At 69.0% G+C, this 25,995-nt stretch carries 23 protein-coding genes; 8 read left to right on the top strand and 15 right to left on the bottom strand.

What is annotated here, in order from left to right:
• Position 1: 1 nt before the first annotated feature.
• From QE395_RS08435 to QE395_RS08410, 6 genes are all read right to left on the bottom strand, one after another.
• A complete protein-coding gene (locus QE395_RS08435; protein WP_306988488.1) occupies positions 2-2,344 on the bottom strand; it encodes a GH92 family glycosyl hydrolase in 2,343 nt (780 codons plus the stop codon).
• 119 nt (positions 2,345-2,463) lie between these two features.
• Positions 2,464-3,951, bottom strand: coding sequence for a glycine betaine/L-proline transporter ProP (gene proP, locus QE395_RS08430; RefSeq protein WP_068852330.1), 1,488 nt, complete (start codon positions 3,949-3,951; stop codon positions 2,464-2,466).
• A 529-nt stretch (positions 3,952-4,480) separates the two neighbouring features.
• Positions 4,481-5,107: a hypothetical protein gene (locus QE395_RS08425; protein ID WP_217538163.1), complete on the bottom strand. Its 627-nt coding sequence runs from the start codon at positions 5,105-5,107 to the stop codon at positions 4,481-4,483.
• A 3-nt stretch (positions 5,108-5,110) separates the two neighbouring features.
• Entirely contained in the window at positions 5,111-5,452 is a 342-nt protein-coding gene (locus tag QE395_RS08420) for a type II toxin-antitoxin system prevent-host-death family antitoxin (protein WP_068852335.1), read from the bottom strand.
• Positions 5,453-5,523: 71 nt separating this feature from the next.
• On the bottom strand, positions 5,524-5,847 hold the full coding sequence (locus QE395_RS08415) for a thioredoxin family protein (RefSeq protein WP_306988484.1): 324 nt from the start codon (positions 5,845-5,847) through the stop codon (positions 5,524-5,526).
• 3 nt (positions 5,848-5,850) lie between these two features.
• The gene (locus QE395_RS08410) at positions 5,851-6,270 is read right to left on the bottom strand and encodes a host attachment family protein (RefSeq protein ID WP_093535732.1); all 420 of its coding nucleotides are present in this window, start codon (positions 6,268-6,270) and stop codon (positions 5,851-5,853) included.
• 152 nt (positions 6,271-6,422) lie between these two features.
• Between QE395_RS08410 and QE395_RS08405 the strand changes: the two genes are divergently transcribed.
• From QE395_RS08405 to QE395_RS08390, 4 genes are read left to right on the top strand one after another with little or no spacing between them, the layout of a single operon-like run.
• Positions 6,423-7,100, top strand: coding sequence for a DUF3348 domain-containing protein (locus tag QE395_RS08405; protein WP_176472663.1), 678 nt, complete (start codon positions 6,423-6,425; stop codon positions 7,098-7,100).
• A gap of 10 nt (positions 7,101-7,110) precedes the next feature.
• Positions 7,111-9,393 carry a DUF802 domain-containing protein gene (locus QE395_RS08400; protein ID WP_306988480.1) on the top strand — a complete coding sequence of 761 codons (2,283 nt, stop codon included), beginning with the start codon at positions 7,111-7,113 and terminating at the stop codon, positions 9,391-9,393.
• Positions 9,390-10,037: an OmpA family protein gene (locus tag QE395_RS08395; RefSeq protein WP_068852349.1), complete on the top strand. Its 648-nt coding sequence runs from the start codon at positions 9,390-9,392 to the stop codon at positions 10,035-10,037. The genes QE395_RS08400 and QE395_RS08395 overlap by 4 nt, the downstream gene beginning before the upstream one ends.
• Positions 10,027-10,620 (top strand): DUF2894 domain-containing protein, encoded by a 594-nt coding sequence (locus tag QE395_RS08390; RefSeq protein ID WP_306988477.1) that lies wholly within the window; start codon positions 10,027-10,029, stop codon positions 10,618-10,620. Before QE395_RS08395 ends, QE395_RS08390 begins: the two co-directional genes overlap by 11 nt.
• Here QE395_RS08390 and QE395_RS08385 read toward each other — a convergent pair.
• Genes QE395_RS08385 through QE395_RS08355 form a run of 7 tightly spaced genes read right to left on the bottom strand, consistent with a single transcriptional unit; the run spans position 10,617 to position 20,228 of the window.
• The gene (locus QE395_RS08385) at positions 10,617-11,378 is read right to left on the bottom strand and encodes a 2,3-dihydro-2,3-dihydroxybenzoate dehydrogenase (RefSeq protein ID WP_306988475.1); all 762 of its coding nucleotides are present in this window, start codon (positions 11,376-11,378) and stop codon (positions 10,617-10,619) included. The genes QE395_RS08390 and QE395_RS08385 overlap by 4 nt on opposite strands.
• Positions 11,375-15,295 (bottom strand): amino acid adenylation domain-containing protein, encoded by a 3,921-nt coding sequence (locus tag QE395_RS08380; RefSeq protein WP_306988472.1) that lies wholly within the window; start codon positions 15,293-15,295, stop codon positions 11,375-11,377. The genes QE395_RS08385 and QE395_RS08380 overlap by 4 nt, the downstream gene beginning before the upstream one ends.
• Positions 15,292-15,558, bottom strand: coding sequence for a phosphopantetheine-binding protein (locus QE395_RS08375; protein WP_095363929.1), 267 nt, complete (start codon positions 15,556-15,558; stop codon positions 15,292-15,294). The genes QE395_RS08380 and QE395_RS08375 overlap by 4 nt, the downstream gene beginning before the upstream one ends.
• A complete protein-coding gene (locus QE395_RS08370; protein ID WP_306988469.1) occupies positions 15,555-16,190 on the bottom strand; it encodes an isochorismatase family protein in 636 nt (211 codons plus the stop codon). Before QE395_RS08370 ends, QE395_RS08375 begins: the two co-directional genes overlap by 4 nt.
• Positions 16,190-17,842, bottom strand: coding sequence for an AMP-binding protein (locus tag QE395_RS08365; protein ID WP_306988467.1), 1,653 nt, complete (start codon positions 17,840-17,842; stop codon positions 16,190-16,192). Before QE395_RS08365 ends, QE395_RS08370 begins: the two co-directional genes overlap by 1 nt.
• On the bottom strand, positions 17,842-19,035 hold the full coding sequence (locus tag QE395_RS08360) for an isochorismate synthase (protein ID WP_306988464.1): 1,194 nt from the start codon (positions 19,033-19,035) through the stop codon (positions 17,842-17,844). Before QE395_RS08360 ends, QE395_RS08365 begins: the two co-directional genes overlap by 1 nt.
• Positions 19,032-20,228 carry an MFS transporter gene (locus QE395_RS08355; RefSeq protein ID WP_306988461.1) on the bottom strand — a complete coding sequence of 399 codons (1,197 nt, stop codon included), beginning with the start codon at positions 20,226-20,228 and terminating at the stop codon, positions 19,032-19,034. Before QE395_RS08355 ends, QE395_RS08360 begins: the two co-directional genes overlap by 4 nt.
• Positions 20,229-20,448: 220 nt before the next feature.
• Between QE395_RS08355 and atpC the strand changes: the two genes are divergently transcribed.
• The 3 genes from atpC (at position 20,449) to QE395_RS08340 (ending at position 23,831) form a co-directional block, all read left to right on the top strand.
• Positions 20,449-20,895 carry an ATP synthase F1 subunit epsilon gene (gene atpC / locus QE395_RS08350; RefSeq protein ID WP_249832583.1) on the top strand — a complete coding sequence of 149 codons (447 nt, stop codon included), beginning with the start codon at positions 20,449-20,451 and terminating at the stop codon, positions 20,893-20,895.
• A 195-nt stretch (positions 20,896-21,090) separates the two neighbouring features.
• A complete protein-coding gene (locus QE395_RS08345; RefSeq protein WP_306988459.1) occupies positions 21,091-21,537 on the top strand; it encodes a hypothetical protein in 447 nt (148 codons plus the stop codon).
• Entirely contained in the window at positions 21,459-23,831 is a 2,373-nt protein-coding gene (locus tag QE395_RS08340) for an autotransporter outer membrane beta-barrel domain-containing protein (protein ID WP_306988457.1), read from the top strand. Before QE395_RS08345 ends, QE395_RS08340 begins: the two co-directional genes overlap by 79 nt.
• Here the strand turns inward: QE395_RS08340 and QE395_RS08335 are convergent.
• Both QE395_RS08335 and QE395_RS08330 read right to left on the bottom strand, forming a co-directional pair.
• A complete protein-coding gene (locus tag QE395_RS08335) occupies positions 23,815-24,189 on the bottom strand; it encodes a DUF3817 domain-containing protein (protein WP_176472662.1) in 375 nt (124 codons plus the stop codon). The genes QE395_RS08340 and QE395_RS08335 overlap by 17 nt on opposite strands.
• Positions 24,190-24,220: 31 nt before the next feature.
• Complete coding sequence (locus QE395_RS08330) at positions 24,221-24,985, bottom strand: SDR family oxidoreductase (RefSeq protein WP_249832585.1); 765 nt, start codon at positions 24,983-24,985, stop codon at positions 24,221-24,223.
• Between the two features lie 100 nt (positions 24,986-25,085).
• On the opposite strand from QE395_RS08330, the gene QE395_RS08325 reads away from it, so the two are divergent.
• Positions 25,086-25,991, top strand: a complete 906-nt coding sequence (locus tag QE395_RS08325) for a LysR substrate-binding domain-containing protein (RefSeq protein WP_249832586.1) — start codon at positions 25,086-25,088, stop codon at positions 25,989-25,991.
• Positions 25,992-25,995 lie beyond the last annotated feature (4 nt).

The raw sequence follows: 25,995 nt of genomic DNA, 5'->3' as shown, positions 1-25,995 counted from the left end.
GTCAGCGCGACATCGAGTACGGCTGTTCCGCGCCCTGCCCCGGCCATGCCTTGTTCGGCGTTGCCTGCAGGGTGAAGTGCAGTTCGCCGCCGGCCAGGATTTCCGCATGGCGCAGGAACGTGCGGTTCAACGGCTTGCCGTTGAGCGTCACCGAACCCACGTATTCGTGGCCCTTGCCCATGCCGTCGGTGGTGATGCGGAAGGTCTTGCCGTTGGGCAGGTTCAGCACCGCCTTGGGCAGGAACGGGCGGCCGATGATGTACTCGGCGCTGCCCGGTGCCACCGGGTAGAAGCCCAGCGCGGTGAACACGTACCAGGCCGACATCTGGCCCAGGTCGTCGTTGCCGGCCAGGCCATCGGGGCGGTCGGCGTACTGGGTGTCCATGATCTGCTTCAAGCGCGCCTGCGCGCGCCACGGCTGGCCCGCGTACGAATACAGGTAGGCCACGTGGTGGCTGGGTTCGTTGCCGTGCGCGTACCAGCCGATCAGGCCGGTGATGTCTTCCATGTGCTCGAAGATGGACGGATCGACCTTGGCATCGAACACGGCGTCCAGCCGCGCCAGCAGCTTGTCGGCGCCGCCGTGCACTTCGGCCAGGCCGGCCACGTCCTGCGGCACGTACCAGGAATACTGCCAGGCGTTGCCTTCGGTGTAGTCGGTGCCGTAGCCGCTGGCGCTGGGATCGAACGGGGTGCGGAAGCTGCCGTCACGCTTGCGTGCGCGCATGAAGCCGGTTTCGGCGTCGAAGGCATGGCGCCAGTTGCCGGCGCGCTTGTCGAACTCGGCCGCCACATCCGTCTTGCCCATGGCCGTGGCCATGCGCGCGATGGTCCAGTCGTCGAAGGCATACTCCAGCGTCTTGCTGGCCGCCTCGCCCTCTTCGTCGATCGGCACCCAGCCCAGCTCGCGGTACTGCGCGATGCCATCGTAGGGGCCGTAGTTTGCGGTGGCCACCATCGCCTGCAGCGCCTTGTCGGCATCGAAGCCACGAATGCCCTTGACGTAGGCATCGGCGATCACCGGCACCGCGTGGTAGCCGATCATGCACCAGGTTTCCTGGCCGTGGAACGCCCACACCGGCAGCATGCCGTAGGCGCTGTTGTGCTGGTGCGCGAGCAGCGAATTGACCATGTCGCTGGTGCGCTGCTCCGGCTGCACCAGGGTCAGCAGCGGGTGCAGGGCGCGGTAGGTGTCCCACAGCGAGAAGGTCGAATAATTGGTATAGCCCTCGGCGCGGTGCACGGCGTTGTCCGAGCCACGGTACTGGCCGTCCACGTCCATGAACAGGGTCGGGCCGAGCAGGCTGTGGTACAGCGCGGTGTAGGCGCTGCGTTTGTCATGCGCGGGGGCCTCGATGTCCAGCACTGACAGCGCCTGCTGCCATTGCGTGCGGGCGTCGGCGCGGATGCGGTCGAAGTTCTGGTCTTTCGCTTCAGCGTCGAGGTTGGCGATGGCGCCGGCTTCGCTCACCGAGGAGATCGCCACGCTGACCACCAGCGGGGCATCGAGCTTGCCGAAGTCGAACGTGCCGACCAACTGGCGGCCTTCGATCTGCGGGCGCTGCTCCGGGTGGTTCTGCCCCGGCGGCGGGAAGCCCTTGTAGGCGATGTCGGTCTCGGTGTTGTGCAGCGCGTGCCCGGTGAGCGGGCGCGAGAAGCGCATCGCGAAATACAACTGGCGGCCCGGCGCCCAGCCACGGGTCTCGCGGAAGCCGGTCACGGTGCCGTCTTCGCGCAGGCGCAGGCGCGACCACAGGATCTTGCCGGGGTAGTCGTACAGGCTGGTGCGCAGGTCCAGCAGCACCTTCGCCTCCTGGCCCTTCGGGTAGGTGTAACGGTGCACGCCGGTGCGCGCGCTGGCGGTCAGTTCGGCGCGGACTTTGTAGTCCTGCAGCGTGACCGCGTAATACCCCGGTTCGGCCTTCTCATCCTTGTGGTCGAAGCGCGAGGCGTAGCCGCTGCGCGGCTTTTCCGGATCGCCACGCTCCAGGCCGGGGTCGCCGGTGAACGGCATCACCAGCACATCGCCCAGGTCGGAATGGCCGCTGCCGGAGAAATGGGTGTGCGAGAAGCCGACAATGCTGCTGTCGTCGTGGCGGTAGCCGGCGGCCCAGTCGTAGGCCTTTTCGCGCGGCTGGATGCGGGTGTCCGGGCTGAGCTGGACCATGCCGAAGGGCACCGTCGCGCCGGGATAGGTATGCCCTTCGCCCCCGGTACCAATGAATGGATCCACGGCGGCGTAGGCGCGTTCGCCTGCGCTCTGCGGCGCCGCTGCTGCGGTGCCTGCCACCAGCATGGCGCCCATGGCCAGTGCCACCAACCCCGACTTCCCCGCTCTGCTCATATGGATTTAGATCGATTCAAGGTGAACCGATCCTAGCATTGGTTGTCCCCGCGCCGCATGTTGCGGCGCGGGGGCGTGCTTGGGTTGAATTGGCTGGGGTTGCCACGCAGGGCGTGGCACTACGCGGGGGTGGGGTCGTTCGGAAGTGCCGGCCGGGGTAGCGTCGGCTGGGTGGCATCCACCGTCACCGGCTCGTCGCTGCGCAGCAGGGCGTGGGCTTCGGCTTCGCTGGCTACTGCCGGCGGCGAGCCGCGCAGTGGCAGGTTGGCGGTTTCGTTGACGAACAGCATGGTGACCAGGCCGATCACCGCCGCGCCCATCAGGTAGTACGCCGGCACCAGCGGGTCGCCGGTGCGCTCCACCAGCCAGGCGGTGATCAGCGGCGTGGTGCCACCGAACAGCGACACCGAGACGTTGAACGCGATCGACAGCGCGCTGTAGCGCACCGGGGTGTAGAACAGCGCCGGCAGGGTGGACGGCATGGAACTGGTGAAACACACCAGCGCCAACCCGAGCAGCATCAGGCCGAGGAAGATCAGCCCGTCGTGGCCGCTGCCGACCAGCAGCAGGCACGGAATGGCCAGCGCGAACAGCGCGATGCACGCGCCGATGATCATCGGCCGGCGGCCCAGGCGGTCACTGAACAACCCGCCCACCACGTTGAGCGGCATCATCACCAGCATCACGATGATGATCAGCAGCAGGCCCTTGCTCTCGGCATAACCCATGGTCACGCTCAGGTAGCTGGGCATGTAGGTGAGCAGCATGTAGTCGGTAACGTTGAACACCAGCACCAGGCCCACGCACTTGAGCAGCTGCGGCCAATGCACGCGCAGCAGTGCGCCCAGCCCCGGGCGTTCGAGGTCGCGTTTGTCGGCCTCTTCGGCATAGGCGCGGAAGGCCGGGGTCTCCTCCAGCTTCATGCGCATGTACAGGCCGAGCAGGCCCAGCGGGCCGGCGATCAGGAACGGCAGGCGCCAGCCCCAGTCCAGCATCTGCGTGCTGCTCAAGGCCATGTGCAGCACGGTCACCGTGGCCGCACCGGCGATGTAGCCACCCAGCGTGCCGAACTCGAGCCAGCTGCCCATCAGGCCGCGGTTGCGGTCGGTGGAATATTCGGCGATGAACGTGGCCGCGCCGCCGTATTCGCCGCCGGTGGAGAACCCCTGCACCAGGCGCGCAAGCAGCAGCAAGGCCGGGGCCCACATGCCGATGCTGTCGTAGGACGGAATCAGGCCGATGCTGAAGGTGCCCAGCGCCATCAGGATCATGGTGAACGCCAGCACTTTCTGGCGGCCGTATCGGTCACCCAGCGGCCCGAACACCAGCCCACCCAGCGGGCGGACCAGGAACGCCACGGTGAAGGTGGCGAAGGTGGCGATCAGCTGCGCGGTCGGGCTGCTGGCGGGGAAGAACACCTGGCCGAGCGTGACCGCAAGATAGCCATACACACCGAAATCGAACCATTCCATCGCATTGCCGAGCGCGGCGGCACCCACGGCTTTCTTGAGCATGGGGCGATCGACCACGGTGACTTCGTCGACCTTCATCTGGCGGCGGCGCTTGAACCACCCGAAATGGGCATGTGCGGCATGCAGTTCCTGCATCTGCTTTCTCCTGGAAGCAGGGTCATCAACGCACCCGAGGTCCCGCGCAAGGCACAGGTAAACACCGCCTCTGGAAGAACGCGGCACGAGGCGCGAAGAGGGGTAACAACAGGCGTTCCCGGACGGCCGCGTGGTACACCACGGCGCTGCAGGAAGGATGACCGAGAGACGGGCAATGGCCCGAGGCAATGATCAAGCGCACATGTTACCACAGTGTGTGCATGTGGCCTTTATCGATTCTTCACATTCTGTCCAAACACCTTGTTTCAAGGCGTTTTTTCAGCCATTGGTAAAGTTGGGGCAATCGTTGACGTCCATTGGTAGAGTCGGTTCCCGAACGACTGCCCTCAGCGCTTCCGCGTTCGGTAACGCATGGACTGTGCCGAGGCAGAAGCGTGATGTCGCCGACGGTCATGCCGTAATCGAATGTTGGCAATTCCACGGCGGTGGTGCTCTTCCGCATCCTGCGGCCTCACCACTCGTGCATCCATGCACATCGTCGATTGGGATGCGACCCTACCGCTCTGCATCAGGCCCCGCTTTGCAGTTCCATCGCGCGCATTACGATGGGCTTGGCCCAATCGGGCGTCTGCAGCAGATCGATCACCGTGACCGGAAAATGCAATCCCTCGCGATCCAGCTGCAGCAGCGGCAGCGGTGCCGCCCTGCCCTTTGCATCGGCGGGCGCGCTGTTGTCGTACACATGCAGCTCGGCAAGATGCGGCAGCAGTTCGATCAGGTTTTCGCGCGCGGAATCGAAACGCGCGCGGATCTTGTCGTGCGGAATATCGTGTCCGCCCTGGCTGACCCGATCCGCCACGCGTTCGATGTGCAACGCCACGCTGTGCAGGCCGCAGAACCAGATCGCCACGTCGTGGGTCTGGCAGGCATCGCGCAGCAGGCGCGGAATGGTGTTGCCGCCCAGGGTGGTTTCAAACGCAAAGTCGGTGCCATCGGCCATCGCCTGGCGCAGCCGTCGGGCGCCCTCGCTCCATGCTGCGGCGTTGGCCTCGTCCAGCGGCCAGCCCTGCTCCACCAGCCGCCGGGTGAAGCTGTCCGGATTGAACCAGGTCAGCCCGGCGTCGCGCAGCCATGTGCCCAGCAGCGAGCTTTTACCGGCGCCATTGACGCCGGCCAGTACCAGGATCCGCGCCACCGATCAGAGCGACGGGCCAAGGGCGGTCCTGCGCCCGCGACGGATCGGCTGGCCCATCACCTTGCCCAGCCCACCGTCGGTATTGAGGCTGGCCAGGGTGGTATCGAACTCCGCGCGCAGTCGATCCAGCTCCCCCTGTCGCGCGTCATCCGGGTTGCCCGCCGCGCGGGCCAGCAGCTCCTGGTAGGCCTTGATGTCCACGATCACCGCTTCGGGGTGGTTGTGGTTGGTGATCACCAGGGCCTGCTTTTCGCGCACGGTGCGCATCAGGCTCGGCCAGCCCCGGGTCTTCACCGATGACGCAGTGGCCTTTTCAAGGCCGGGAACATCCAGGGGCAGGCTCATGACGGACATCCAGCGGAGGGATGTGGCCACTATACCCCTTTTGGGTAAATTGGGAATAAAGGGATATTCATCTACCCGAGGGCGCGGTCGAGGGCATCCAGATCTCCCTCGGCGGTGGGGCGCACCACCCGTGCCACCTCCAGCCCGTCGCGCAGCAGTACCAGCGTGGGCCAGAGCTTGACCGTGAAGGCGCGCCCCAAGGGGCGCCTCTTGCCGTCTTCGACCTTGCGGTGGTCAAGGTCGTGTTTTTCAACAAAGTCCTTGACCACCGGCTGCGCAGCCGCGCAATGCCCGCACCAGTCCGTGCCGAATTCCAGAAGCTGCCAGCCCGTGCCAGCCTCCACCTCGGCGCGGGCAGGCTCCAGCAGATCGGTGAACCTGCGTGCGTAGGCCATGACTCAGGCCGCCAGGGCGCGCTGGATGTCGTCCAGCGTGGAATTGGTGTAGTCCTTGGCGATCTCCTTCAGCATCCGGCTCTGTACTTCCTTGTGCAGCTGCGGCCGGATGTGGCCCAGCGTAGTCGGGTCGGCGATCAGGATCAGATGCTCATAGCGGTGCTTGAGCGCGTGATCGTTCAACTGCTGCGCCAGCTGTTTGGCGAAGGTGGCCTCATTGAGCTGGGAAATGCTCATGTCCTTGGGCACCGAGCCGGATGGCCCCTGGCCGGAGACGCCTTCGGCGCTGATGTCCTTGACCTCCAGTTCCTCCTCCTGCTTCAGCTGCAGGGTGCGGCCGTCGCCCACATTGGTGAACACGCGGGCCGAGCCGCCATCAGCGACGATGACGAGGGTACCTTTGGGGATCTGCAGGGTGGACATGGTGAACTCCTTGGATGGAAAAACGGGCGATGTGTTGGCCCGCCCCCACCGTAGGGAAACGGATGTAAGCGCGGTGCATAGGCGCGTGTTCACCGTGTGTGCAAGGGCATTCAGGGAGTCGGTCGGTCATTACAGTGTAAAATTCGCGGTTTTTGACCGGAACCATGGCGAAGAAGCAGCACCGCACGCCTGTCCCCGGCCCGCCCTTCATCCGGTTGCTGGCGGCGCTGGCCGACCGCAACGCCCCGCGTACCGGGCCCGACCTGTCCGACCGGCTCAGCCAGTGGATCGACTGGACCCGGGCCGTGGCCCTGTCGCGCGCGCTCGACGGGCGGCTGCCGGCCGTGGCCGACGCCGCACCGGGTTCCGTCGAGGCGCTTGACGAGGAATGCGCGCGGGTACGCGCCACCCTGGTCGAAAGCATCACCGCCCCGCCGGCGGCAGGCAAACCGGCCGCGACCGACGCCACCGCCTACCGCCAGCGCTGTCTCACCGTGCAGCGCGCCATGCTCACCGCCACCGGGCGCCTGCGCGGCCTGCTGCGGGACCGGCTCAGTGCCGGGCCCGGCGAGCTGCCCCGGTTGGCCGAGGTGGACGCCGCCATGGAGCAGGCGCTGAGCCCGCGCGAGCAGCAACTGCTGGCCAGCGTGCCGGCCCTGCTCGGCGCCCATTTCGAGCGTCTGCGCGACGACGCCGGCACCGCTGAGGTCGATCCCGACAGCGGCTGGCTGCACTTGTTCAGGAACGACATGCAGGCCGTGCTGCTGGCCGAGCTGGATGTCCGTTTTCACCCCATCGAAGGCCTGCTTGCAGCGCTTCGCCCCCACTAACCGGGCTGTCATGTTCAGAACTCCTCTCTACCTCGTTGTTTTCCTTGCCGGCCTGCTGGCGGTGTGCTGGATCGGTGCCGGTTACGTGGGCAGCAACCCGGTTGGCCTGGCCATGGCGCTGGTGATTGCCGCCTGCTATGTGGCCGGTGCAGTGGAACTGCACCGCTACCGGGCGGCTACCGCAGGACTCAACGTCGCGGTGGCGGAGGCGGCGACGGCACCGGCCAACCTGGGCGACTGGCTGGAGAAGGTACCGGCAGGCCTGCGCAACGCGGTGCGCCTGCGCGTGGAGGGCGAGCGCGTGGCGCTGCCGGCGCCGGTGCTGACCCCGTATCTGGTCGGCCTGCTGGTGCTGCTGGGCATGCTCGGCACCCTGCTGGGCATGATGGCCACCCTGCGCGGCACCGGGCTGGCGCTGGGCAGCGCCACCGACCTGCAGTCCATCCGCGGCTCGCTGGGCGCGCCGGTGGAAGGCCTGGCCGTGGCCTTCGGCACCTCGATTGCCGGCGTGGCCACCTCGGCCATGCTGGGCCTGCTGTCGGCGCTGTGCCGGCGCGAACGCCTGCTGGGCGTGCAGCAGCTGGATACCCGCATCGCCACCACCCTGCACCTGCACTCGCAGGCGTGGCAGCGCGCCGAAGCGCTCCGCCTGCTGCAGGCGCAGGCAGGCCTGATGCCGGCGCTGGTGGACCGCCTGGAAGCGATGAGTGCCGCGATCGAAGCGCAGAGCGGCGCGGCCGGCGAACGCCTGTCGGCCAGCCAGGACGCCTTCCATGCCCGCGCCGAGGCCGCCCATGAGCGCCTCGCCGGTTCGGTGCAGGAGGCATTGCAGGCCAGCGTCGCGCAGAGTGCGCGCGCGGTCGGCGAGGCGCTGCAGCCGATCATGGCCGAGACCATGGCCGGCATCAGCCAGCAGACCACTGCCCTGCAGGCCACGGTGGGCGATGCCGTGCGCGCGCAGCTGGACGGCCTGGCCAGTGGCTTCGATGCCAGCCGCGCCGCCACCAGCGAGACCTGGAAAGCTGCGCTCAGCAGTCAGAAGCAGGCGCACGACACCCTGTCGGCAGAACTGCGTTCTACCCTGGCCACGCTCAGCGAACAGCACGACCAGCGTGCCGTGCAGCTGCTGGAAACCCTGGCCGCCCGTCTCGACGCCAGCGTGGATGCATGGACCGGGGCACAGACCGAACAGGCGCAGCGCCATGCCGCCCTTACCCGCGATCTGCGCAGCACGCTTGAAGGTTTCAGCCAGCTGCAGGGCGAGCACGGTGCCCGCCTGCTCGATTCGGTGGGTACGCGTTTGACTGCCTGGGTCGACACCCTCGCCGAGCGCATGGACAACAGCGCCAGCACCCACGCGCAGGCGTGGCGCGATGCACTGCAGGGCCAGCAGTCGGTGAACGCCGAACTGGCCGAACGCAACCAGCAGGCACTGGTCGCGGCCACGGCCGGCTTCGATGGGCATGCGCGTTCGCTGGTGGATGGCCTGCAGGCCTCGCACAGCGGCCTGCAGGATCGTCTGGAGGCCCGCGATGCGCAGCGCCTGGCCACCTGGAGCGATGCCTTCACCCAGTTGTCGGAGCAGCTCGGCCAGCAATGGGCCGACAACGGCGCGCAGGTTGCGGCCAGCCAGCAGGCGGTCTGCGAAACCCTGTCGCGTACCGCACACGAGATCGGCACGCAGGCGCAGGCGCATGCGGCCGAGACCATCAGCGAGATCTCGCGGCTGGTCACGCTCGCCTCGGAAGCCCCGAAGGCGGCCGCCGAAGTGGTCGCCGAACTGCGCCAGAAGCTGTCCGACAGCATGGTCCGCGACACCGCCATGCTCGACGAACGCACCCGCCTGCTGGCCACGCTGGAAACGCTGCTGGATGCAGTCAACCACGCGTCCACCGAACAGCGCACCGCCGTGGACGCGCTGGTCAGCACCTCGGCCGATCTGCTGGAGCGCGTGGGCACGCAGTTCACCAACCACATTGCTGCCGAGACCGGCAAGCTGGATGGCGTGGCCGCGCAACTGAGCGGCAGCGCGGTGGAAGTGGCCAGCCTGGCCGACGCGTTCGGCACTGCGATGCAGAGCTTCGGCACCGCCAGCACCGGGCTGGGTGAACAGCTGCAGCAGGTGGCCGGCGCGCTGGATGCCTCGATGACCCGCAGCGATGAGCAGCTGGCCTATTACGTGACCCAGGCGCGTGAAGTGATTGACCTGAGCGTGCTCTCCCAGCAGCAGATCATCGAGGAACTGCAGCAGCTGGCCGGCCGCCGCCGCAGCGCCGGGGCCGCCACCGCATGAGCGACGAGATCGAACTGGAAGGCGAAACCGGCGCGCCGATCTGGGCCGCCTTCGGCGACCTGATGTCGGTGCTGCTGGGCGCGTTCGTACTGATCCTGGTCGGCGTGGTGGCGCTGCAGCTGGAGCTGTCGCATCGCCTCGATGAGGAAGTAGCGCAGCGCCAGGCTGAAGCCAAGCGGCGCCAGACCCTGGAACAGGCCCTGGCCGGCCCGCTGGCCGCCGGGCGGGTAACGCTGGTGGATGGCCGCATCGGCATCCGCGGCAGCGTGCTGTTCGCGCTCAATTCCGACCAGCTGCAGCCGGAAGGCCGCGAGCTGCTGCGCAGCCTGGCCGCGCCGCTGGCCGGGTATCTTTCATCGCGCGAAGAGATCCTGATGGTCAGCGGGTTCACCGATGACCGTCCGGTACGCGACAGCAACCGCCAGTTCGCCGACAACTGGGAACTGTCGGCCGAGCGCGCGTTGACCGTGACCCGCACCCTGATCGCCGAGGGCGTGCCGGCCGGTTCGGTGTTCGCCGCCGCGTTCGGTGCCGAACAGCCGGTGGGTTCCAACGCCGACGAAGAAGGCCGCGCACGCAATCGCCGTGTCGAAATGGCGCCGATCCCACGCCCGAAGCCGACCGTGGCGGGCGATGGACGGTAACCGTACCGTCGTCAGCGACCGGCTCGCGCACTGGCGCGGGCAGCAGCTGGATCGCCACGATCCGGTGCAGTTCGCCTTCATGGAAGCGCTGCAGCGCCGCGCGCAGCTGGCCAGCGGTTCGCTGCGCGGCGTGCTGGATGCCCGCCTGGAGGCGCTGCTGGCTGCCTACGCCGAACGCGTGGCTGCCGCACCCGTTGCAACCGCGCCCGCGAAGCGCGCCGAAACGGCGGATACGCTGGCCGCGCTGGGCCAGCCGCGCGCCACGCACAACCCCGACTACCCCGCACTGCCGGCGCTGGCCGACTTCCGCAGTGCCTGGGCCGCGCTGCGCACCGCCGGCCAGGTCCGGCAGACCCTGGCGCAGACGCCAAGCGATGGCGGTCCGTTGAACTCCAGCGTGCTGGTGCACCGTGCCATCGGCTGGATGGGCGAGGTGTCGCCCGCGTACCTGCAGCATTTCCTCGCCTACATCGACAACCTGGCCTGGCTGGAGCAGATGCAGCAGCGCGGCACCCTGCCCAGCCGCGACAGCGTGCCCGGCCGCGCCCCGGCCAAGCCGCGCCGCAGCCGCACCGCACGCTAGCCGCGCAGGGTCGCGCCGCCGTCCACGTACAGGTCGCTCATGGCGATGTGGCCGGCCTGGTCGGACAGCAGGAACATCACCGCCTGCGCGATGTCATCCGGCGTAGCCAGTTTGCGTAACGGAATGCCGGCCTTGTAGGTTGCCGGACTGCCATCGATGACCCGCTGCGCGCCGTGGTCATCGGCCCACATGCCGGTCTGCATCGGGGTCAGCGTCGACCCCGGCGCCACGATGTTGCAGCGGATGCCGTGCGGCGCCAGTTCCAGGCCCAGGCAGCGGGTGAACATGGTCGCCGCCGCCTTCGACGCCGCATATGCGGCCATGCCATGGCGCGGCACGCCGGCGGCATTCGAGCTCACCGTCACGATGGCGCCCTGCCCGCGCGGCACCATCACCCGCGCCAGCGCACGGCTTAGATGGAAGACCCCATCAGCATTGACCGCGAACACATGGTGCCATTGGGCGTCATCGATGCCGGTGACCTCGCCGACCTGCAGCACGCCGGCAACGCTGATGCCGAAGCCGATCGGGCCAAGGGTGACTTCAACCGCTCCGACCAGTGCGTCAACCGCCGTTGAATCGGTCACGTCCAGTGACCGCGGGTGTAGTCGCGGATGGGGCGGCAGCGCCGGTGCGGCCAGGTCGGTGGCGACCACCCTGCAGCCGCTGTCCAGCAGCTGCCGGACCAGCGCAGCGCCAATGCCGCCGCCGGCACCGGTGACCAGTGCAATCGTGTTCTCGAATCCTGTCAGCTTCATGTCCTGTCCTTTCGTTCAAGGCCGTCCCAGTGCTGCAGCCGCGCCGACAGCCACGGCGCCAGCTGCGCCACGGCATCGCGGCCGGTCAGCTCGGCATGCAGGAACGGCAGCGGCAGTGCCTCCACCCGCGAGGCGTGCGCCTGCCACAGCGCAGACTGCAGGTGCGGCCGCTGCGCGTGGTCATTGCCGGCGCGCACATGCACCAGGGTGCCGGCGAAGTGGCGATGGTGATGCTCGCGGATCAAGCGGTTGGTGCCGGTCACCGCGCGCACCACGCCGTCCAGCACGTGCCCGGGCAGGTTGCCCAGCGCGCTCTCGCCGCGGCGTAGGAACGCCACGATGCGCTCGCGGCTGTCCAGCTCGGGGTGGCGCTCCGGGTCGTAGCCGGCAATGGCCAACAGCGCACGCAGCGCCGCCACCGGATCCGGCTCGGGCTCCGCGCGCCAGCATTCGCTGGGGTAGGCATCCAGCAGGACCAGCGCGCCTACCTCACGCTGCATCGCCTGCAGGTGCACCGCGATGGCCTGGGCGATGATGCCGCCCACCGACCAGCCCAACAGGTGCACCGGGCCCTGCGGCTGCAGCGCGAGGATGCGTGCGGCGTAGTCGGCGGCCAGCGCATCGATCCCCGCCGGCAGCGGCTGCGCGGGGTCGAGTACCGGCGATTGCAGGCCGTGCACGTCGCGCGCCGGGTGCAGCGCACGGCCCAGCTCGCGGTAGTTCCAGGCGATGCCGCCTGCGGGATGGATCACGAACAGCGGCACCCTGCCCGGCTCACCGCGCGCGAGTGTGATCACTGGCGCCAGGCCGTGGTCGGCGTCCTGCAGCGGCGCCTCCAGGCGTGCAGCCAAGCCCGCCACCGTCGGCGTGGCGAATACCGCACCCAATCCCGGGTCCTGCTGCCAACGCTGCTGGATCGCCAGCAGCAGGTGTACTGCCGACAGCGAATCGCCGCCCAGCGAAAAGAAGTCCGCGTCCGCTGCAGCCGGCGCCGCCAGCCCGAGCACCTGCTGGAACAGCGCCGCCAGGGCCTGTTCCGTGGGCGTCTGCGCGCTGCGGCCGGCCGCGTGGGTATCCGGCAGTGGCAGCGCGGCGCGGTCGAGCTTGCCGTTGGCCGTTACCGGCCACGCCTGTACCACCACGATGGCCGCCGGCACCATGTATTCGGGCAACTGCGTGCCGAGCGCACGGCGCAGGCTTCCTGCGTCCAGTACGTCGCCGGACACGTACGCCACCAGGCGTGCCGGCATGCCCGGGTCCTGGTCGCGCAGCAGCACCTCGGCGCGGGTCACGCCGGGCAGGCCGCGCAACGCGGATTCAATCTCGCCCAGCTCGATGCGCAGGCCGCGCAGCTTGACCTGGTGGTCACTGCGGCCCAGGTACTCCAGCGCCCCGTCATCACGCCAGCGTGCCCGGTCGCCGCTGCGGTACAGGCGTCCTCCGGGGACGTGCGGGTCGTCGAGGAAGCGTTCGGCGGTCAGGTCCTCGCGCCCGAGGTACCCACGCGCGAGCTGCACCCCGCCGAGATACAGGTCGCCGGGCACGCCCGCCGGCAGCGCCCGAAGCTGTGCATCCAGCACGTACAGCCGCGTGTTCCAGACCGGATGGCCAATCGGCACCGGGTCCGAACGGTCCTCACGGGACGCCGGCCAGTAACTGACGTCGACCGCTGCTTCGGTGGGGCCGTAGAGATTGTGCAGCTCCGCGTCGACACGCGCGTGGAAGCGGTCGCGCAAGCCGGCGTCCAGCGCCTCGCCACTGGTGAACACCTGCTGCAGCGGGAGGCCGCGCAGATCCGGCACGGCCAGCCAGGCATCCAGCATGGACGGCACGAAATGCAGCGTGGTGATGCGCTCGGCCACGATCAATCGGGTCAGCGCCTGCGGGTCGCGGTGCAGGCCGGGCGATGCGATCACCAGCGTGGCACCGCTGATCAGCGGCAGGAAGAACTCCCACACCGAAACGTCGAAGGTGGCCGGCGTCTTCTGCAGGATGCGCGCCTCCGGCCCGATCCGGTACTGGCTGCGCATCCATTCGAGACGGTTGACGATGGCGCGGTGTTCCACCACGACGCCCTTGGGCTCGCCGGTGGAGCCGGAGGTGTAGATCACGTAGGCCGCGTCACCCGGTTGCACGGTATCGGGGAGAGCCACATCGCTGCGGATTGCCCATTGCGACGGCGACAGGACCGGCGCGCCCACGAAGCGATGTGCATCGCCTCTTTCGGCCAGCACGCACTGCGGCTGCGCCGACGCCAGGATCTTCCGTAGCCGCGCATCCGGATGATCCAGGTCCACCGGCAGGTACGCGCCCCCGGCGCGTACCACCGCCACCAGCGCGATCAGCAGCGACAACGAACGCGGCAGGGCCACCACAACGCGCGACTCGCGGGTAACGCCCATTGCCTGGAGCTGCAGCGCCAACGCACGGCTGCTCTGTTCCAGCGCCGCGTAGCTCAATGCCTCGCCGTCGTACACCAGCGCGGTTGCGTCTGGCGACTCGGCCAGCTGCAGGTTCAGCAGCGCGGCAAGTGACACATCGGCAACTGCATGCTGCGTGGCATTGACGGTGTACAGCCAGTGCTGCGCTTCGTCAGGCGTGCACAGCGCAATGTCTGCCAGCGGGCCACCGCGTGCCTGCACGTCGAGCGCGGACGACACGAAATGCAGCAGCCGTCGGGCATGCGCGGTGATCCCCGGCCGCGTGTACTGCTGCGGATTGGCCTCGATCTCCAATGCCAGCGACGTCAGTGCATCCCCGCGGAAACCGAAGGTGATGTCGTCCACCGGTCCGGTGCACAGCACCTCCAGCTGCGCCGTGACCCCCGGCCACGGCAGCGGCCGGTAGAACGGCTGCACGTTCACCAGGGCGCCGTGCAGCCGATGCTGCTGGCCGCTCCAGCCCAGGTCGCGGCGGATCTGCTCGCCCCGGTAGCGGCCATGCCGGCGGCCCCGCACCAGCGCCCGTGCGGTATCGCGCACCCTGGCCTCAACGGTTTCATCTGCGGTCGCGGCTACGCGCAGCGGCAGCACGTTCATCACCATCGCCGGGACCCGTGCCGAGGCGCTGCCCAGCCGCCCCATGTAAGGCACACCGACGGTCACCTCATCGCTGGCCGTCATCCGTCGGCAGTACTCGGCAGTCAACGCGGTGAGCAGGTCCGGCCATGGCTGGCCCATGGCCTGCGCAGCGGCCAACAGCTGTTCGCGCAGCGGCACGTTGATGGTTTCGGTCACGCGCAGCGCATCGGCTGTTGCCGCTGCCATGCCACCACCCAGTCCCTCTGCGGGTGCCGCGTCCTGCATGTAGGCCCGCCAGTAGCCCGAATCGGCCACCCGGCGCTCACCGGTGCGGTACTGCGCATCTTCGTCCAGCACCGGCCGCAGCGGCTGCAGACCATCGCTGGCTTCGCCGGCGTACAGCGAACACACCCGGGCGCTGAACTGCGCCATGCCATAGCCATCGGTGGCCAGGTGATGCACCCGCAGATACCACGCGAAACGCCGCGGACCGAGCACGAACAGGCGCTGCTGGGCCATGCGGTCGCGGCCGGGATCGACCGGCTGCAGGCGGTCGGCCTGCATCACCTCGCGCGCGGCGTGCAGCGGATCGGTCGGGACAGAAAGATCCACCACCTGCACACGCGGAATGTGTTCCGGGTCCAGCCACTGCTGCGGCACGCCCGCTTCGTTTTCGGCCACGCGCAGGCACAGTGCCTCGGCTTCAGCGGCGGCTGCATCGGCAGCCGCACGGAAACGGTCGACATCCAGCGCGCCTTCAAACCACACGACGTGTGCGGTATTGAATGTTGCGGGCGCAGGCGACAGGCGCTGCGCGTACCACAGCCCGGTCTGCGCCTCACTCAGCGGATACCGTTGCCGCCCTGCGCCCTCGGCGCTGGCCATCTGCGCGCTCATGCCCCGGCACTGGCCCTGGCCTGCAGCTGCTGCACCACCTGCCACCAGCCGGCCAGCGTGGTGTGCTCGGCCAGGTGGCCGAACTCCAGGGCGATGCCGGTATTGCTCCAGGCCAGCACCAGCCCGAGCACCCGCATCGAATCCAGGCCCAGGTCCATCAGGTGGTCGTCATCGCCGACGGCGTCGGGCGCTTCGCCGAGCATGCCGGCCACATCGGCGCGCATCCGTTCCAGGGTCAGGGGTGCGGTGGGGGTGTCATTCATGCCAGGCGCTCCAGCAGCTGATCGGTGGTCATCGGCACGCCGCAGGTGCGGGCGATCCAGTGCAGCGCCAGGTCATGGTCGGCACGCGAGAAATCGGCCACCGCGTCGGCCGCGATGAACGCTTCGATATCGCGCTGGAATGCTTCGGCCACGGTGGCGGTGCAGCCGATATGCGCGTACACCCCGGTCACCAGCAGCTGGTCGCGGCCGCGTGCGCGCATCATCGTCTCCAGGTTGCTGCGCTGGAAGGCGCTGTAGCGGTGCTTGACCAGCACGTGGTCGCCTTCGGCGGGCGCCAGCGCAGCGATGATCGCCTCGTGTTCGCGGGTTGCCTGCATGCCCGGCCCCCACAGGTCTGCCTGCAGGCCGCGGTCACGCCGGTCCTGGTTGCCGCGCTGGGCGGTGTAGAACACCGGTATGCCCTGCGCCCGGCACTGCGCGACCAGCCTGACGATGTTGGCGGTTGCCGGGGCCAGCGGCGCGGCATCGGCGCCGAACGCGGCCAGGAAATAGCGCTGCATGTCATGCACCAGCAGCGCGATGCGCGCCGGGTCAGGTTGCCACGGTCCGCGCGGCGCCGGCAGTTCGGCCGCCGTGGGCAGCGCGTAGGATGGAATGGTGGGCAGCGCCATCAGCGCGGTTCTCCTGTCTGTTCGATATGGCGCGCACGCAGCTGCGCACGCAGTTCGCGGCGGCTGACCTTGCCCACCGCCGTGGTGCCGAAGGCGTCCACGAACACCACCTGGTCCGGCACCTTGAAGGCGGCAAGACCGCGGCTGCGCACCCACGCCTTCAGGCTGGCCGCGGTCGGGCGCTCGCCGCGCGTGATGACGAAGGCACAGCTGCGCTCGCCCAGGTACGGATCTGGCATGGACACCACCGCCGCGTCGAAGACGCTGGCGTGCGCGAGCAGGTGGTCTTCGATCTCCTCGGCCGAGATCTTTTCGCCCGCACGGTTGATGTGGTCGCCGGCGCGACCCTGCACCACCAGGTAGCCTCCCGGCAGCTGCTGGACCCTGTCGCCGGTGCGATAGAAGCCATCTTCGGTGAACGACCGCGCGTTCGCGCCGGGGTCGTTGTGGTAACCGCGGATCGTGTACGGGCCCCGCGTCAGCAGGTGGCCCACCTCGCCCGGCGCGACCGGGTGGCCGTGGTCGTCCACCACCAGCACTTCATCGTCGGGCGAGATCGGGCGGCCCTGGGTGTTCAGCACGCACTCCGGCGCGTCGTGCAGGCGGGTGTAGTTGACCAGGCCTTCGGCCATGCCGAACACCTGCTGCAGCTGGCAGTCCAGCCCGTCGATGACCCGGCGCGCGGCTTCCGGCACCAGCTTGGCCCCGCCGACCTGCAGCACCTGCAGGCTGGACAGGTCATGCGGGGTACTGGCTGCGGCCTGTGCCCACAGCAGCGCCAACGGCGGCACCAGGCCCACGCAGGTCACCCGCTCGCGCGCGATCAGCGGGAACGCGGTGTCCGGGCCTGCGCCGGGGCTGAGCACCACCCGTGCCCCGGCATACAGTGCGCCGAAGAAGCCCGGCGAACTCATCGGGAAATTGTGCGCGGCCGGCAGCGCCACCAGGTACACGCTGTCGCGGCCGATGCCGCAGATCGCGTTGCTGGCGCGGAACGAATACAGGTAGTCGTCGTGGGTGCGCGGAATCAGCTTGGACAAACCGGTGCTGCCACCGGAGAGCTGCAGGAACGCCACCGACTGCGGGTCGGGATCCGGCGGCAGCGCGTCAGCGGGTCCGGCCAGCCCGGCGACGGAAAGGAATTCCGCTGCATCGCCGACAATCAGCACGTGGCGGACACCGGGTATGGACGCCTGCAGTTCGCGCGCGAGCGTGCGGTAGTCGAAACCCTCGTATGCCGACGCAGCAATGTAGGCGCTGGCTTCGGCCGTGCGCACCACGTGCGCAATCTCGGTCAGGCGATGCGCCGGCAGTGCATATACCGGGATCAACCCGGCGCGGAACAGCCCGCAGACCACGCTGACGAATTCGACCGTGTTGCCCAGCTGCACCACCACCCGGTCACCCGGCGCCAAGCCAGCGGCCAGCAGGCCAGCACCGATGCGCCCTGCCTCCTGCCACAGCTGTGCGTAAGTCAGGCGGGACCCGCCGCCGACCACGGCCACGTCGTCGGCGAACTGTCCGGCACGCTCGCGCAGGAAGCCGGGGAACGTTTCGCCACGCCAATAGCCGGCGGCGCGGTAGCGCGCGACCAGCGCCGGCGGCCAGACCTGGCGCAGTGGCACACGCACCGGAGAAACGACTGCATTCATCAGAGTGTCCATCCTTCAATCCGTGGGGCGGCGTCCGCGCCCAGCGCGGCCAACAAGGCCCCGAACTTCACCCCGGTCTCGGCAACCTCTGCGGCCGGCTCCGAACCGGCGACGATGCCGGCGCCGGCATGGATGCGGGCCTGGTGGCCCTGCACGCGTGCGCAGCGGATCGCCACGTACCAGTCGCCATCACCGTGCGCGTCCATCCAGCCCACCGCGCCTGCATAGAAGCCGCGCTGCACCGGCTCAAGGCGGCGAATGGTATCCAACGCGAGTGCGGCAGGCGTGCCGCACACCGCCGGCGTGGGATGCAGGGCCGCCAGCAGCGTGGCTACCGAGGTGGACGGATCGCGCAGGCGTGCTTCGATGCGCGTGCCGAGGTGCCACAGGGTGGTGGTGGCATGCAGGGTCGGCCGAGCCGCAGCGTCGATCCGCTCGCAATACGGACGCAGCGCCGCCACGATGGCGTCGACCACGTAGCGGTGTTCGTCATGGTCCTTCGCCGAGCCCAACAGCTCGCGGGCCGCCTGGGCGTCCTCATCCGGATCCGGGCGACGCCGGGCCGAGCCGGCCAGCGGATGCGAAAGCACCTGCGGTCCACGACGCGACACCAGCAGCTCCGGGCTGGCACCCACCAGCCACGCTGGCGCATCGCCGGCGGCTACCGGCAGCGGGCACAGGTAGGTGACCGCGTCCGGGTCATGGCCCAGCCGCGCCACCAACGCACGCGGGTCGATCGCCGCGCGGCTGTGCACACGCAGCGTGCGGGCCAGCACCACCTTCTTCAGTTCGCCGTCGCCGTCGTGCAACCCTGCCAGTGCCTGCCGTACCGCGTCCGCGTACTGCGCGGCGCTCGGCTCGGCGTGGATGTCACCGCTGAAAGGCAGTGCCGGCGTCACCACCTCCGCCACCCCCTCCGCCAGTGACGCGGGCTGGTACAGCGCGTCGCCACCCTTCGGATCGAACGGCACCGCGCCGACCAGCAGTGCCGGTGTGCGCCCTTCGCGCGCGAAGAAGGCCCGCGCGCGGGCATCCAACGTGGCGGTGCCGCCGGACGGAAGCGTGGCGTGGCAGCCACGTGCATCCAGCGTGCGCCCAGGCAGGCGCAGCAGAAAGTGCTCCGCTGCGTCGCCGGCACCGGGATCGCCCACCTGCGCGATGGTGTCGCTGTCCGCGCGCAGTGCGTCGTTCATGCCGCGCGCCTCCCGTCCAGCGTAGCCGCAACCGCCAGCCCCAACAGCACCAGACCTACCAGCAGGTACGGCGCACTGGGGGCTGCGCGATACAGCAGCGTGCCCACCATCGGCCCGATCACCATGCCCAGTCCCTGCACGGAAGCCACCGCACCGGCAGCCGCACCCTGCTCGTGCGCCTGCACCGAATCGGCGGCCAAGGCCTGGAACGAGGGAAACACAAACCCCATGCCGAACGCCGCCAGCGCATAGGTGGCCAGCAGCTGCCAGGGCGCCTGCACCAGCGCTACCGCCGCAAACCCGATACCGGAGATCACTGCACCCAGCGCGATCCAACGGCGTGGCGGCATGGTCTTGAAGGTCATCACCAGCACCTGAGCCACGATCAGCCCAACCCCGACCGCCGTGAGCGCCAGGCCGGCCATGCGCGCGCCGGCCGCTGGCGCCAGCTGCAGGCGGTCGATGGCGAAGAACCCCACCGTGACCTGGGCAATGGTCACCGAGATCATCGCCGCGAACACCGCCATCACCGGCAGGCGCAGGCGCGGGTCGTACCAGGCCAGCGCGGCACGCGGACCGTTGGTGGGCGCCGCCGGCGGTGGCGCCGACGGCAGCCGCCAGGCGATGACCAGCAGCGCGAGCACCGGCAGCAGTGCCGCCACGTACAGGGTCAGCGCAAGGTCGTGGAACGCGACCCAGCCCGCTGCTGCGGGCCCGATCACCATGCCCAATGCATTGGCGCTGCCCAGTTTGGCCATCGCACCGGCACGTTGCCCGGGTGCGGCTTCATCGGCCACCAGCGCCGCGGCGGTCGGTGGCACGGCGGCATAGAACAGGCCGACCAGGGCGCGCGTGCCCACCAGCACCAGCACCGACAGCCACACCGCCGGCGGTGCCTGCAACGCGGTGTCCACGAACACCGCCATCACGATATAGACCACCGCATACGCCGCCAGTGCGATCAGCAGTACACGGCGGCGCCCGATGCGGTCGCTCAGTGCGCCCCAACGTGGGGCCGACAGCATCCACAGCACGCCGGCCGCGGTCACCGACAACCCCGCGTGCCATTCGGACAGTCCCAGCAGGCGCACCACCGGGCCGATCACCGCGACGAACGCCATCATCGCCATGGTGCCGACCCACGCGGCGAAGACCAGAGCCGGCAAGCCGGAAACCACGGGAGTTGAACGCATGCATCACCACGACCGATCAGGAATGGACACGCACCGCGCGAAGGCGGGCGTTTGATTGATTCGGCTTCGTCGATTCAAGGACCGGCGTGGCTATCGTTTCAAATGATAACAGCTCGCATTTAGGTTTGCGCGATCAATGGTTACGGTGTTCATGATGCGGATCAACGCCGTCTTCCGCCCGCCCGACTAAGCTGCTGGCAACGTTCCACGGACATTCCCCATGGCGTCACCTCCCCTGCCCGCGCTGCTTGCCGACGCACAGGGCTTCTCGTTGCAGATCCTCAGCCTGGCCGGTGAACTGTGGAACGGCGAGGTGCGCGAGGTGAGCATGCCGGGCAGCAATGGCCGCTTCGGAGTAATGGCCCGGCACGCACCGCTGCTGGGCACGCTGCGCGAAGGCATGGTGTCGGCGTATCCGCTCACGCCCGAACCGCCGCTGCACGTGTACGTGTCCGGTGGCTATGTGGAAGTGCAACCCGGCAAGGTGATCGTGATGGCCGACCTCGCCCTGCGCAGCGATGATCTCGACGAAGCGCGCGCACGCGTGGCCGCAGAGGCCGCACGCTCACCGATGGCACAGGCGTTCACCGACGAGGACTACGTGCGCCTGCACGCCGAGCTGATGCACCAGCGCGCCCTGCAGCTGCGCGGGCTGCCCTGGAAATAGCACCTCCGCCTTCACGCGAGCCCCACATAGACGTGCTCATGCTGAACAGGCGGTAGTGATAGATGACGCCTACAAGATGTTGCATGGATACAGCGGCCTTTGGACCGGAGGATTCGGTCCCTCGCTGATCCTGGTACGACGTTGTGGTGCTACGGGGGTCGTGCGGTCCACCCAGTTCCGTTTCGGAGTCCAGTCATGACAGCCATTACCCCATGCGGCCCGCGCCGCATGCTCGTTACGGCCATCGCCGTGACGCTCGCGACCCTGCCCCTTGCTGCAGCAGCAGCCACGCTCACCGGCCCCGGCAGCACGCACACCATCCAGCCCGGCGACCTGCGTGAGGACTGGACCGTGTCCGACGGCGCCGAACTCACCATCGCCGCCGGTGGCCTGGCAGGCCCTACCCAGGTCGACAACGCGCGCGTGATCGGCACTGACGTGGACATCAGCGGGCTGTTCGGGATCCGCGTTGCCAACGGCGGCAGCGCCGACATCAACGGCGGCACGATGACCTTCACCTCTCCCTTCGCCGACGCTGGCGGGGGGTCTCGTCCGGCAGCACCATGGGCATCAACGCGGTCACCGTCACTTCCGCCGGGCGCGGCTTCAGCGCCACCGGCGACGGCAGCGAACTCACGTTGACCAACACGACCGTTACCGCCGGCGGCGAAGCGCTGCAGGTGGACGATGGTGCACTGCTGGTGCTGGACAACGTACAGGCCAGCTCGGATGGCAGCGCCAGTGGCGCGCTCGGCTACGGGCTGGAGATGGCCGGCGGCACCGCCCGCGTCAGCAACAGCGCGCTGTCGGGCTCGCTGGCCGGGGTGGCCATGACCGGCGGCGAGCTGGTCATGGACGCCTCGACGATCACGTCCAGCGGCACCGCGCTGTCGATGGTCGGCACCGGCACGGCCGGGCCTGTCGCAACGCTGTCGGGCTCCGAAGTCACCGGCACCACCGGCGCCACCGTCACGCGCGGCGCCAGCCTCACCCTGGCAGGCAGCCAGGTGCGTGGCACGGCGGGCAGCGGCAGCGGCGCCAACAACGGCGTGGGCGTGGCGCTCAACAATGCCACGCTGGTCGTGTCGCAGGGCAGCACCCTGGAGGGCAGCAACAGTGCCCTGTCGATCACCGGCAGCGCGGCCGGCACCAGCACCGTGGTGGTGGACCAGTCGCGCCTTGTCTCGACCACCGGCCCGGCGATTGTGATGCCGCAGTCCGGCAATGCCGACCTCCGCATCGCCAACGGCTCCACCGTCGAGGCCGGCAACGGCGTGATCCTGCAGGTGGGGTCAGGCGCTACGGCCAACCTGGAGGTAGTGGCCTCCGCGCTGGTCGGCGACATCATCGGGCAGACCCGCGGGACCAGCAGCGCCGAGGTCAACATCGCACTGGGCGAAGGCGCATCGCTGACCGGCGCGATCGTCAACGGCAACACGGTGTCGCTGACCGACGCGCAATGGCGACTGACCGGCGACAGCACGGTGCAGGACCTGTCGTTGAGCGGCGCTTCGCTGCTGGCGCTGGGTGACGGCACCACCTTCAACACCCTGCAGGTCGCCGGCAATTACGTCGGCGACGGCGGCACGCTGCTGTTCAACACGGTACTGGCCGGCGACGACGCGTCATCCGACCGGCTGCTGATCGAGGGTGGTACCAGCGGCCAGACCAACGTACGGGTCAACAACGTGGGCGGCGCCGGGGCGCAGACCAGCCAGGGCATCAGCCTGATCGAGATCGGCGGTGCGTCCAACGGCACCTTCGACCTTGCCGGGCGCGCGGTGGGCGGCCAGTACGAGTACTTCCTGTTCAAGAGCGCTGCCGATGGCAACTGGTACCTGCGCTCGGAACTGCCCGACCCGTGCGACGCCGACCCGACCCAGCCCGGCTGTGTCGATCCGGAACCCGATCCCTGCCTGATCGATCCGACGGCGCCGGGCTGCGTGGATCCGGAACCGGACCCGTGCGCGATCGATCCCACCCTGCCCGAGTGCGTGGACCCCGAGCCGGTGCCGGTGCTGCGGCCGGAACCGGGCGCGTACCTGGCCAACCTGCAGGCTGCCGAAGGCATGTTCCGGCTCGGCTATCACGAGCGCCACGCGGGCCAGAACAGCGGGCGTGCCTGGGTGCGCGTGGACGGCGCGCGTTCGCGCTTCGATGCCGACAGCCGCCAGCTCGACGTGCACGGCAGCAGCCAGGCGCTGAGCGTGGGTACCGATCTGCTGCGCACCCCGCAGGGCAGCGGCTTCGGGGTGATGCTGTCCAGCGGCAATGCGTCCAGCACCTCCACCAGCGCGCTGACCGGGTATTACGCGCGCGGCAAGGTGCGCGGGGCCGCATTGGGCGTGTATGCCACCTGGCGTACCGCCGGCGATGGCGACCCGTACACCGGTTTCTACCTGGACGGCTCGCTGCAGCACGCGCGCTTCTCCAACCGGGTGGAAGGCGCCGCGCTGGCCACCGAACGCTACGACACCCGCGCCTGGCAGGGCGCGCTGGAAGCCGGCCACGCGTTCCGCCTCGGTCGCGGCGAACACGGCGGCGTGTTCATCGAGCCGCAGCTGCAGGTGGGCTACACGCGCTGGAACGATGTGCGCCATCTTGAACAGAACGGCACCCTGGTCACCACCGAGGACGCCAACGGCACCTTCGGCCGCGTGGGTGTCCGCCTTTCCGGCGTGACCCGGTGGGACGGCCTGGCGGCCAGCGTGCAGCCGTACATCGCCGCACACTGGATCCGCACCGGCGCGGACGCGCGCGTACGCATGGATGATGAGCGGGTGGATGCGCGCATTCCGCGCAACCGCGGCGAATTCAGTGCCGGCGCCTCGCTGGTGTTCGCCAACGGGTTTGGCGCGTGGGGCGGGTTGTCGCTGCAGCAGGGCCAGGGCTATTTCCAGCGCAGCGCGCAGCTGGGACTCAGCTATCGGTGGTGAGCTGCGTGGACAACAGGCCACGCCGCTTGAACCACCCTTCCAGCGGCAGCGTCACCAGCGGCGGCACCGCTGCCAGCAGCGCCAGGCCGGCGGCCCACCACGGCCAGCGCAGCTTCACCGCCGCCAGCACGGTGACCACCACGTAGACCATGAAGGCCACGCCATGCACCGGCCCGAACAGCGCCACGCCGGCGGTGGTCGGCTCGGCGGCGTGGTACTTCAGGTACATGCCGACCAGCAGCCCGGCCCAGGTAAACGCCTCGAACAAGGCGACAACGGCAAACACACGGCCCATCGGGTGCAACGGTACGGAAGCGCGCAAGACAGTCTCTGCAGGGGCGACAAGGCCGCCCATCATACCGTCTTGCGCGAATGCGACGCTTTCGCACTCAGACGAACATGCCGCCCGACGCTTCCACGCGCTGCGCGTTGATCCAGCCCGTACGCGGCGACAGCAGCGCGGCGACGACCGGCCCGATATCGTCCGGCTGCCCTGCGCGACCCAGCGCGGTGTTGCCGGCCACCATCGCATTGATGTCGGCGTTGTCACGCACATGCCCGCCGCCGAAGTCGGTTTCGATCGCGCCCGGTGCCAGCGTGTTGGCACTGATGCCGCGCGCGCCCAGTTCCCTGGCCAGGTACCGGCTGAAGACTTCGATGCCGCCCTTCATCATCGCGTAGGCCGAACTGCCCGGCAGCGAGAAGCGGGCCAGGCCACTGGACACGTTGAGAATGCGGCCACCATCGGCGATCAGCGGCAGCAGCGCCTGGGTCAGGAAGTACGGCCCTTTCAGGTGCACGGCGACCAGCTCGTCGAACTGGGCCGGCGTGGTGTCGGCGAAACCGGCATACAGGCCTTCGCCGGCGTTGTTGAACAGCCCCTGCAGGCCGGCCGCGCCCCAGGCCTGCAGTTGCGCCTGCACGGCCTCGGCGAAGCCGGCAAAGCCGGCGCTGTCCGCCATGTCCAGCGGCAGCGCGGCGGCACGTCGGCCCAGCGCCTGGATCTGGGCGACCACGGCGTCGGCCGCATCGGCCCGGCGGCGGTAGGTCAGCAGGATGTCGGCACCGTCGGCCGCCAGCGCCAGGGCGGCATTGCGGCCGAGGCCGCGGCTGCCGCCGGTGATCAGGACAACGCGTGAGGTGGAGTGGGACATGGGGTGCTCCTGGGTGAGGTGTGACGCCAGACTATTGGCATTGCGCCATCACATAAACCGCGCGATCCTGATTTGACTGTCCAGCCAGAGCGAACAATCCATGGACCGCCTCGACCACCTGCGTAGTTTCCTGCGTGTTGCCGAACTGGGCTCGTTCACCGCCGCTGCCGAGCAGCTGGGCCTGCCCAAGGCCAGCGTGTCGCTGGCCGTGCAGCGGCTGGAAGCGGAAGTGGGCGTGCAGCTGCTGCACCGGACCACCCGCCGGGTGCGGCTGACAGCCGACGGCGCGCAGTTCCAGCAGCGCGCCCGCGACCTGCTGGACGACATGGAGGATCTGCAGGGCATGTTCCGCCGTGACACCCAGCTCAAGGGCCGGCTGCGGGTGGACATGTCCAGCGGGCTGGCCCGGCAGCTGGTGATTCCCCACCTGCCGGACTTCCTGGCCCGGCACCCGGGACTGGAAATCGAGCTGAGCGGCACCGACCGCCGCGTCGACCTGGTCCGCGAAGGCTTCGACTGCGTGGTCCGGGTCGGCCCATTGGACGACAACACGCTGGTGGCGCGCCCGCTGGGGGTGATGCACATCGTCAACTGCGCCAGCCCGGCGTACCTGGCTGCACGGGGGATGCCGTACTCGCTGGAGGATCTCTCCCACCATGCGCTGGTGCATTACGTGGGCACGCTGGGCCAGCGCTCGCCGGGCTTCGAGTACCACGACGGCCAGACCTACCGCAGTGTGCCGATGCGCGGCGCGATCACGGTCAACAGTGGCGAGGCCTACAGTGCCGCGGCGCTGGCGGGGCTGGGCATCATCCAGGTGCCACGGCTGGGTGCGCGCGTGGCGCTGGCCGCGGGGACGCTGGTGGAAGTGCTGCCGGCGTGCGTGGCCGAGCCCATGCCGGTGACCCTGTTGTACGCGCAGCGACGACATCTGCCACGCCGGGTGGCCGCCTTCATGGACTGGATGGCGGCGCTGGTCACGCCGGAGCTGCAGCGGTTGGACTGAACCG

Origin of the sequence: Stenotrophomonas sp. SORGH_AS_0282 (genome assembly GCF_030818125.1) — a bacterium.
Classification (GTDB): Bacteria; Pseudomonadota; Gammaproteobacteria; order Xanthomonadales; family Xanthomonadaceae; genus Stenotrophomonas; species Stenotrophomonas rhizophila_A.
The sequence above is the reverse complement of the archived record's forward strand: the minus strand, read 5'-3'. Positions and strand labels throughout refer to the sequence as shown.

Coding starts and splice junctions, on each gene's coding strand:
- QE395_RS08325 (WP_249832586.1), top strand. CDS start 25,086: ATGGACCGCCTCGACCACCTGCGTAGTTTCCTGCGTGTTGCCGAACTG.
- QE395_RS08390 (WP_306988477.1), top strand. CDS start 10,027: ATGGACGGTAACCGTACCGTCGTCAGCGACCGGCTCGCGCACTGGCGC.
- QE395_RS08345 (WP_306988459.1), top strand. CDS start 21,091: ATGACAGCCATTACCCCATGCGGCCCGCGCCGCATGCTCGTTACGGCC.
- QE395_RS08370 (WP_306988469.1), bottom strand. CDS start 16,190: ATGGCGCTGCCCACCATTCCATCCTACGCGCTGCCCACGGCGGCCGAA.
- QE395_RS08420 (WP_068852335.1), bottom strand. CDS start 5,452: ATGAGCCTGCCCCTGGATGTTCCCGGCCTTGAAAAGGCCACTGCGTCA.
- QE395_RS08410 (WP_093535732.1), bottom strand. CDS start 6,270: ATGTCCACCCTGCAGATCCCCAAAGGTACCCTCGTCATCGTCGCTGAT.
- atpC (WP_249832583.1), top strand. CDS start 20,449: ATGGCGTCACCTCCCCTGCCCGCGCTGCTTGCCGACGCACAGGGCTTC.
- QE395_RS08385 (WP_306988475.1), bottom strand. CDS start 11,378: ATGAAGCTGACAGGATTCGAGAACACGATTGCACTGGTCACCGGTGCC.
- QE395_RS08340 (WP_306988457.1), top strand. CDS start 21,459: ATGGGCATCAACGCGGTCACCGTCACTTCCGCCGGGCGCGGCTTCAGC.
- QE395_RS08375 (WP_095363929.1), bottom strand. CDS start 15,558: ATGAATGACACCCCCACCGCACCCCTGACCCTGGAACGGATGCGCGCC.
- QE395_RS08435 (WP_306988488.1), bottom strand. CDS start 2,344: ATGAGCAGAGCGGGGAAGTCGGGGTTGGTGGCACTGGCCATGGGCGCC.
- QE395_RS08330 (WP_249832585.1), bottom strand. CDS start 24,985: ATGTCCCACTCCACCTCACGCGTTGTCCTGATCACCGGCGGCAGCCGC.
- QE395_RS08395 (WP_068852349.1), top strand. CDS start 9,390: ATGAGCGACGAGATCGAACTGGAAGGCGAAACCGGCGCGCCGATCTGG.
- QE395_RS08335 (WP_176472662.1), bottom strand. CDS start 24,189: ATGATGGGCGGCCTTGTCGCCCCTGCAGAGACTGTCTTGCGCGCTTCC.
- QE395_RS08415 (WP_306988484.1), bottom strand. CDS start 5,847: ATGGCCTACGCACGCAGGTTCACCGATCTGCTGGAGCCTGCCCGCGCC.
- QE395_RS08400 (WP_306988480.1), top strand. CDS start 7,111: ATGTTCAGAACTCCTCTCTACCTCGTTGTTTTCCTTGCCGGCCTGCTG.
- QE395_RS08355 (WP_306988461.1), bottom strand. CDS start 20,228: ATGCGTTCAACTCCCGTGGTTTCCGGCTTGCCGGCTCTGGTCTTCGCC.
- proP (WP_068852330.1), bottom strand. CDS start 3,951: ATGCAGGAACTGCATGCCGCACATGCCCATTTCGGGTGGTTCAAGCGC.
- QE395_RS08360 (WP_306988464.1), bottom strand. CDS start 19,035: ATGAACGACGCACTGCGCGCGGACAGCGACACCATCGCGCAGGTGGGC.
- QE395_RS08365 (WP_306988467.1), bottom strand. CDS start 17,842: ATGAATGCAGTCGTTTCTCCGGTGCGTGTGCCACTGCGCCAGGTCTGG.
- QE395_RS08380 (WP_306988472.1), bottom strand. CDS start 15,295: ATGAGCGCGCAGATGGCCAGCGCCGAGGGCGCAGGGCGGCAACGGTAT.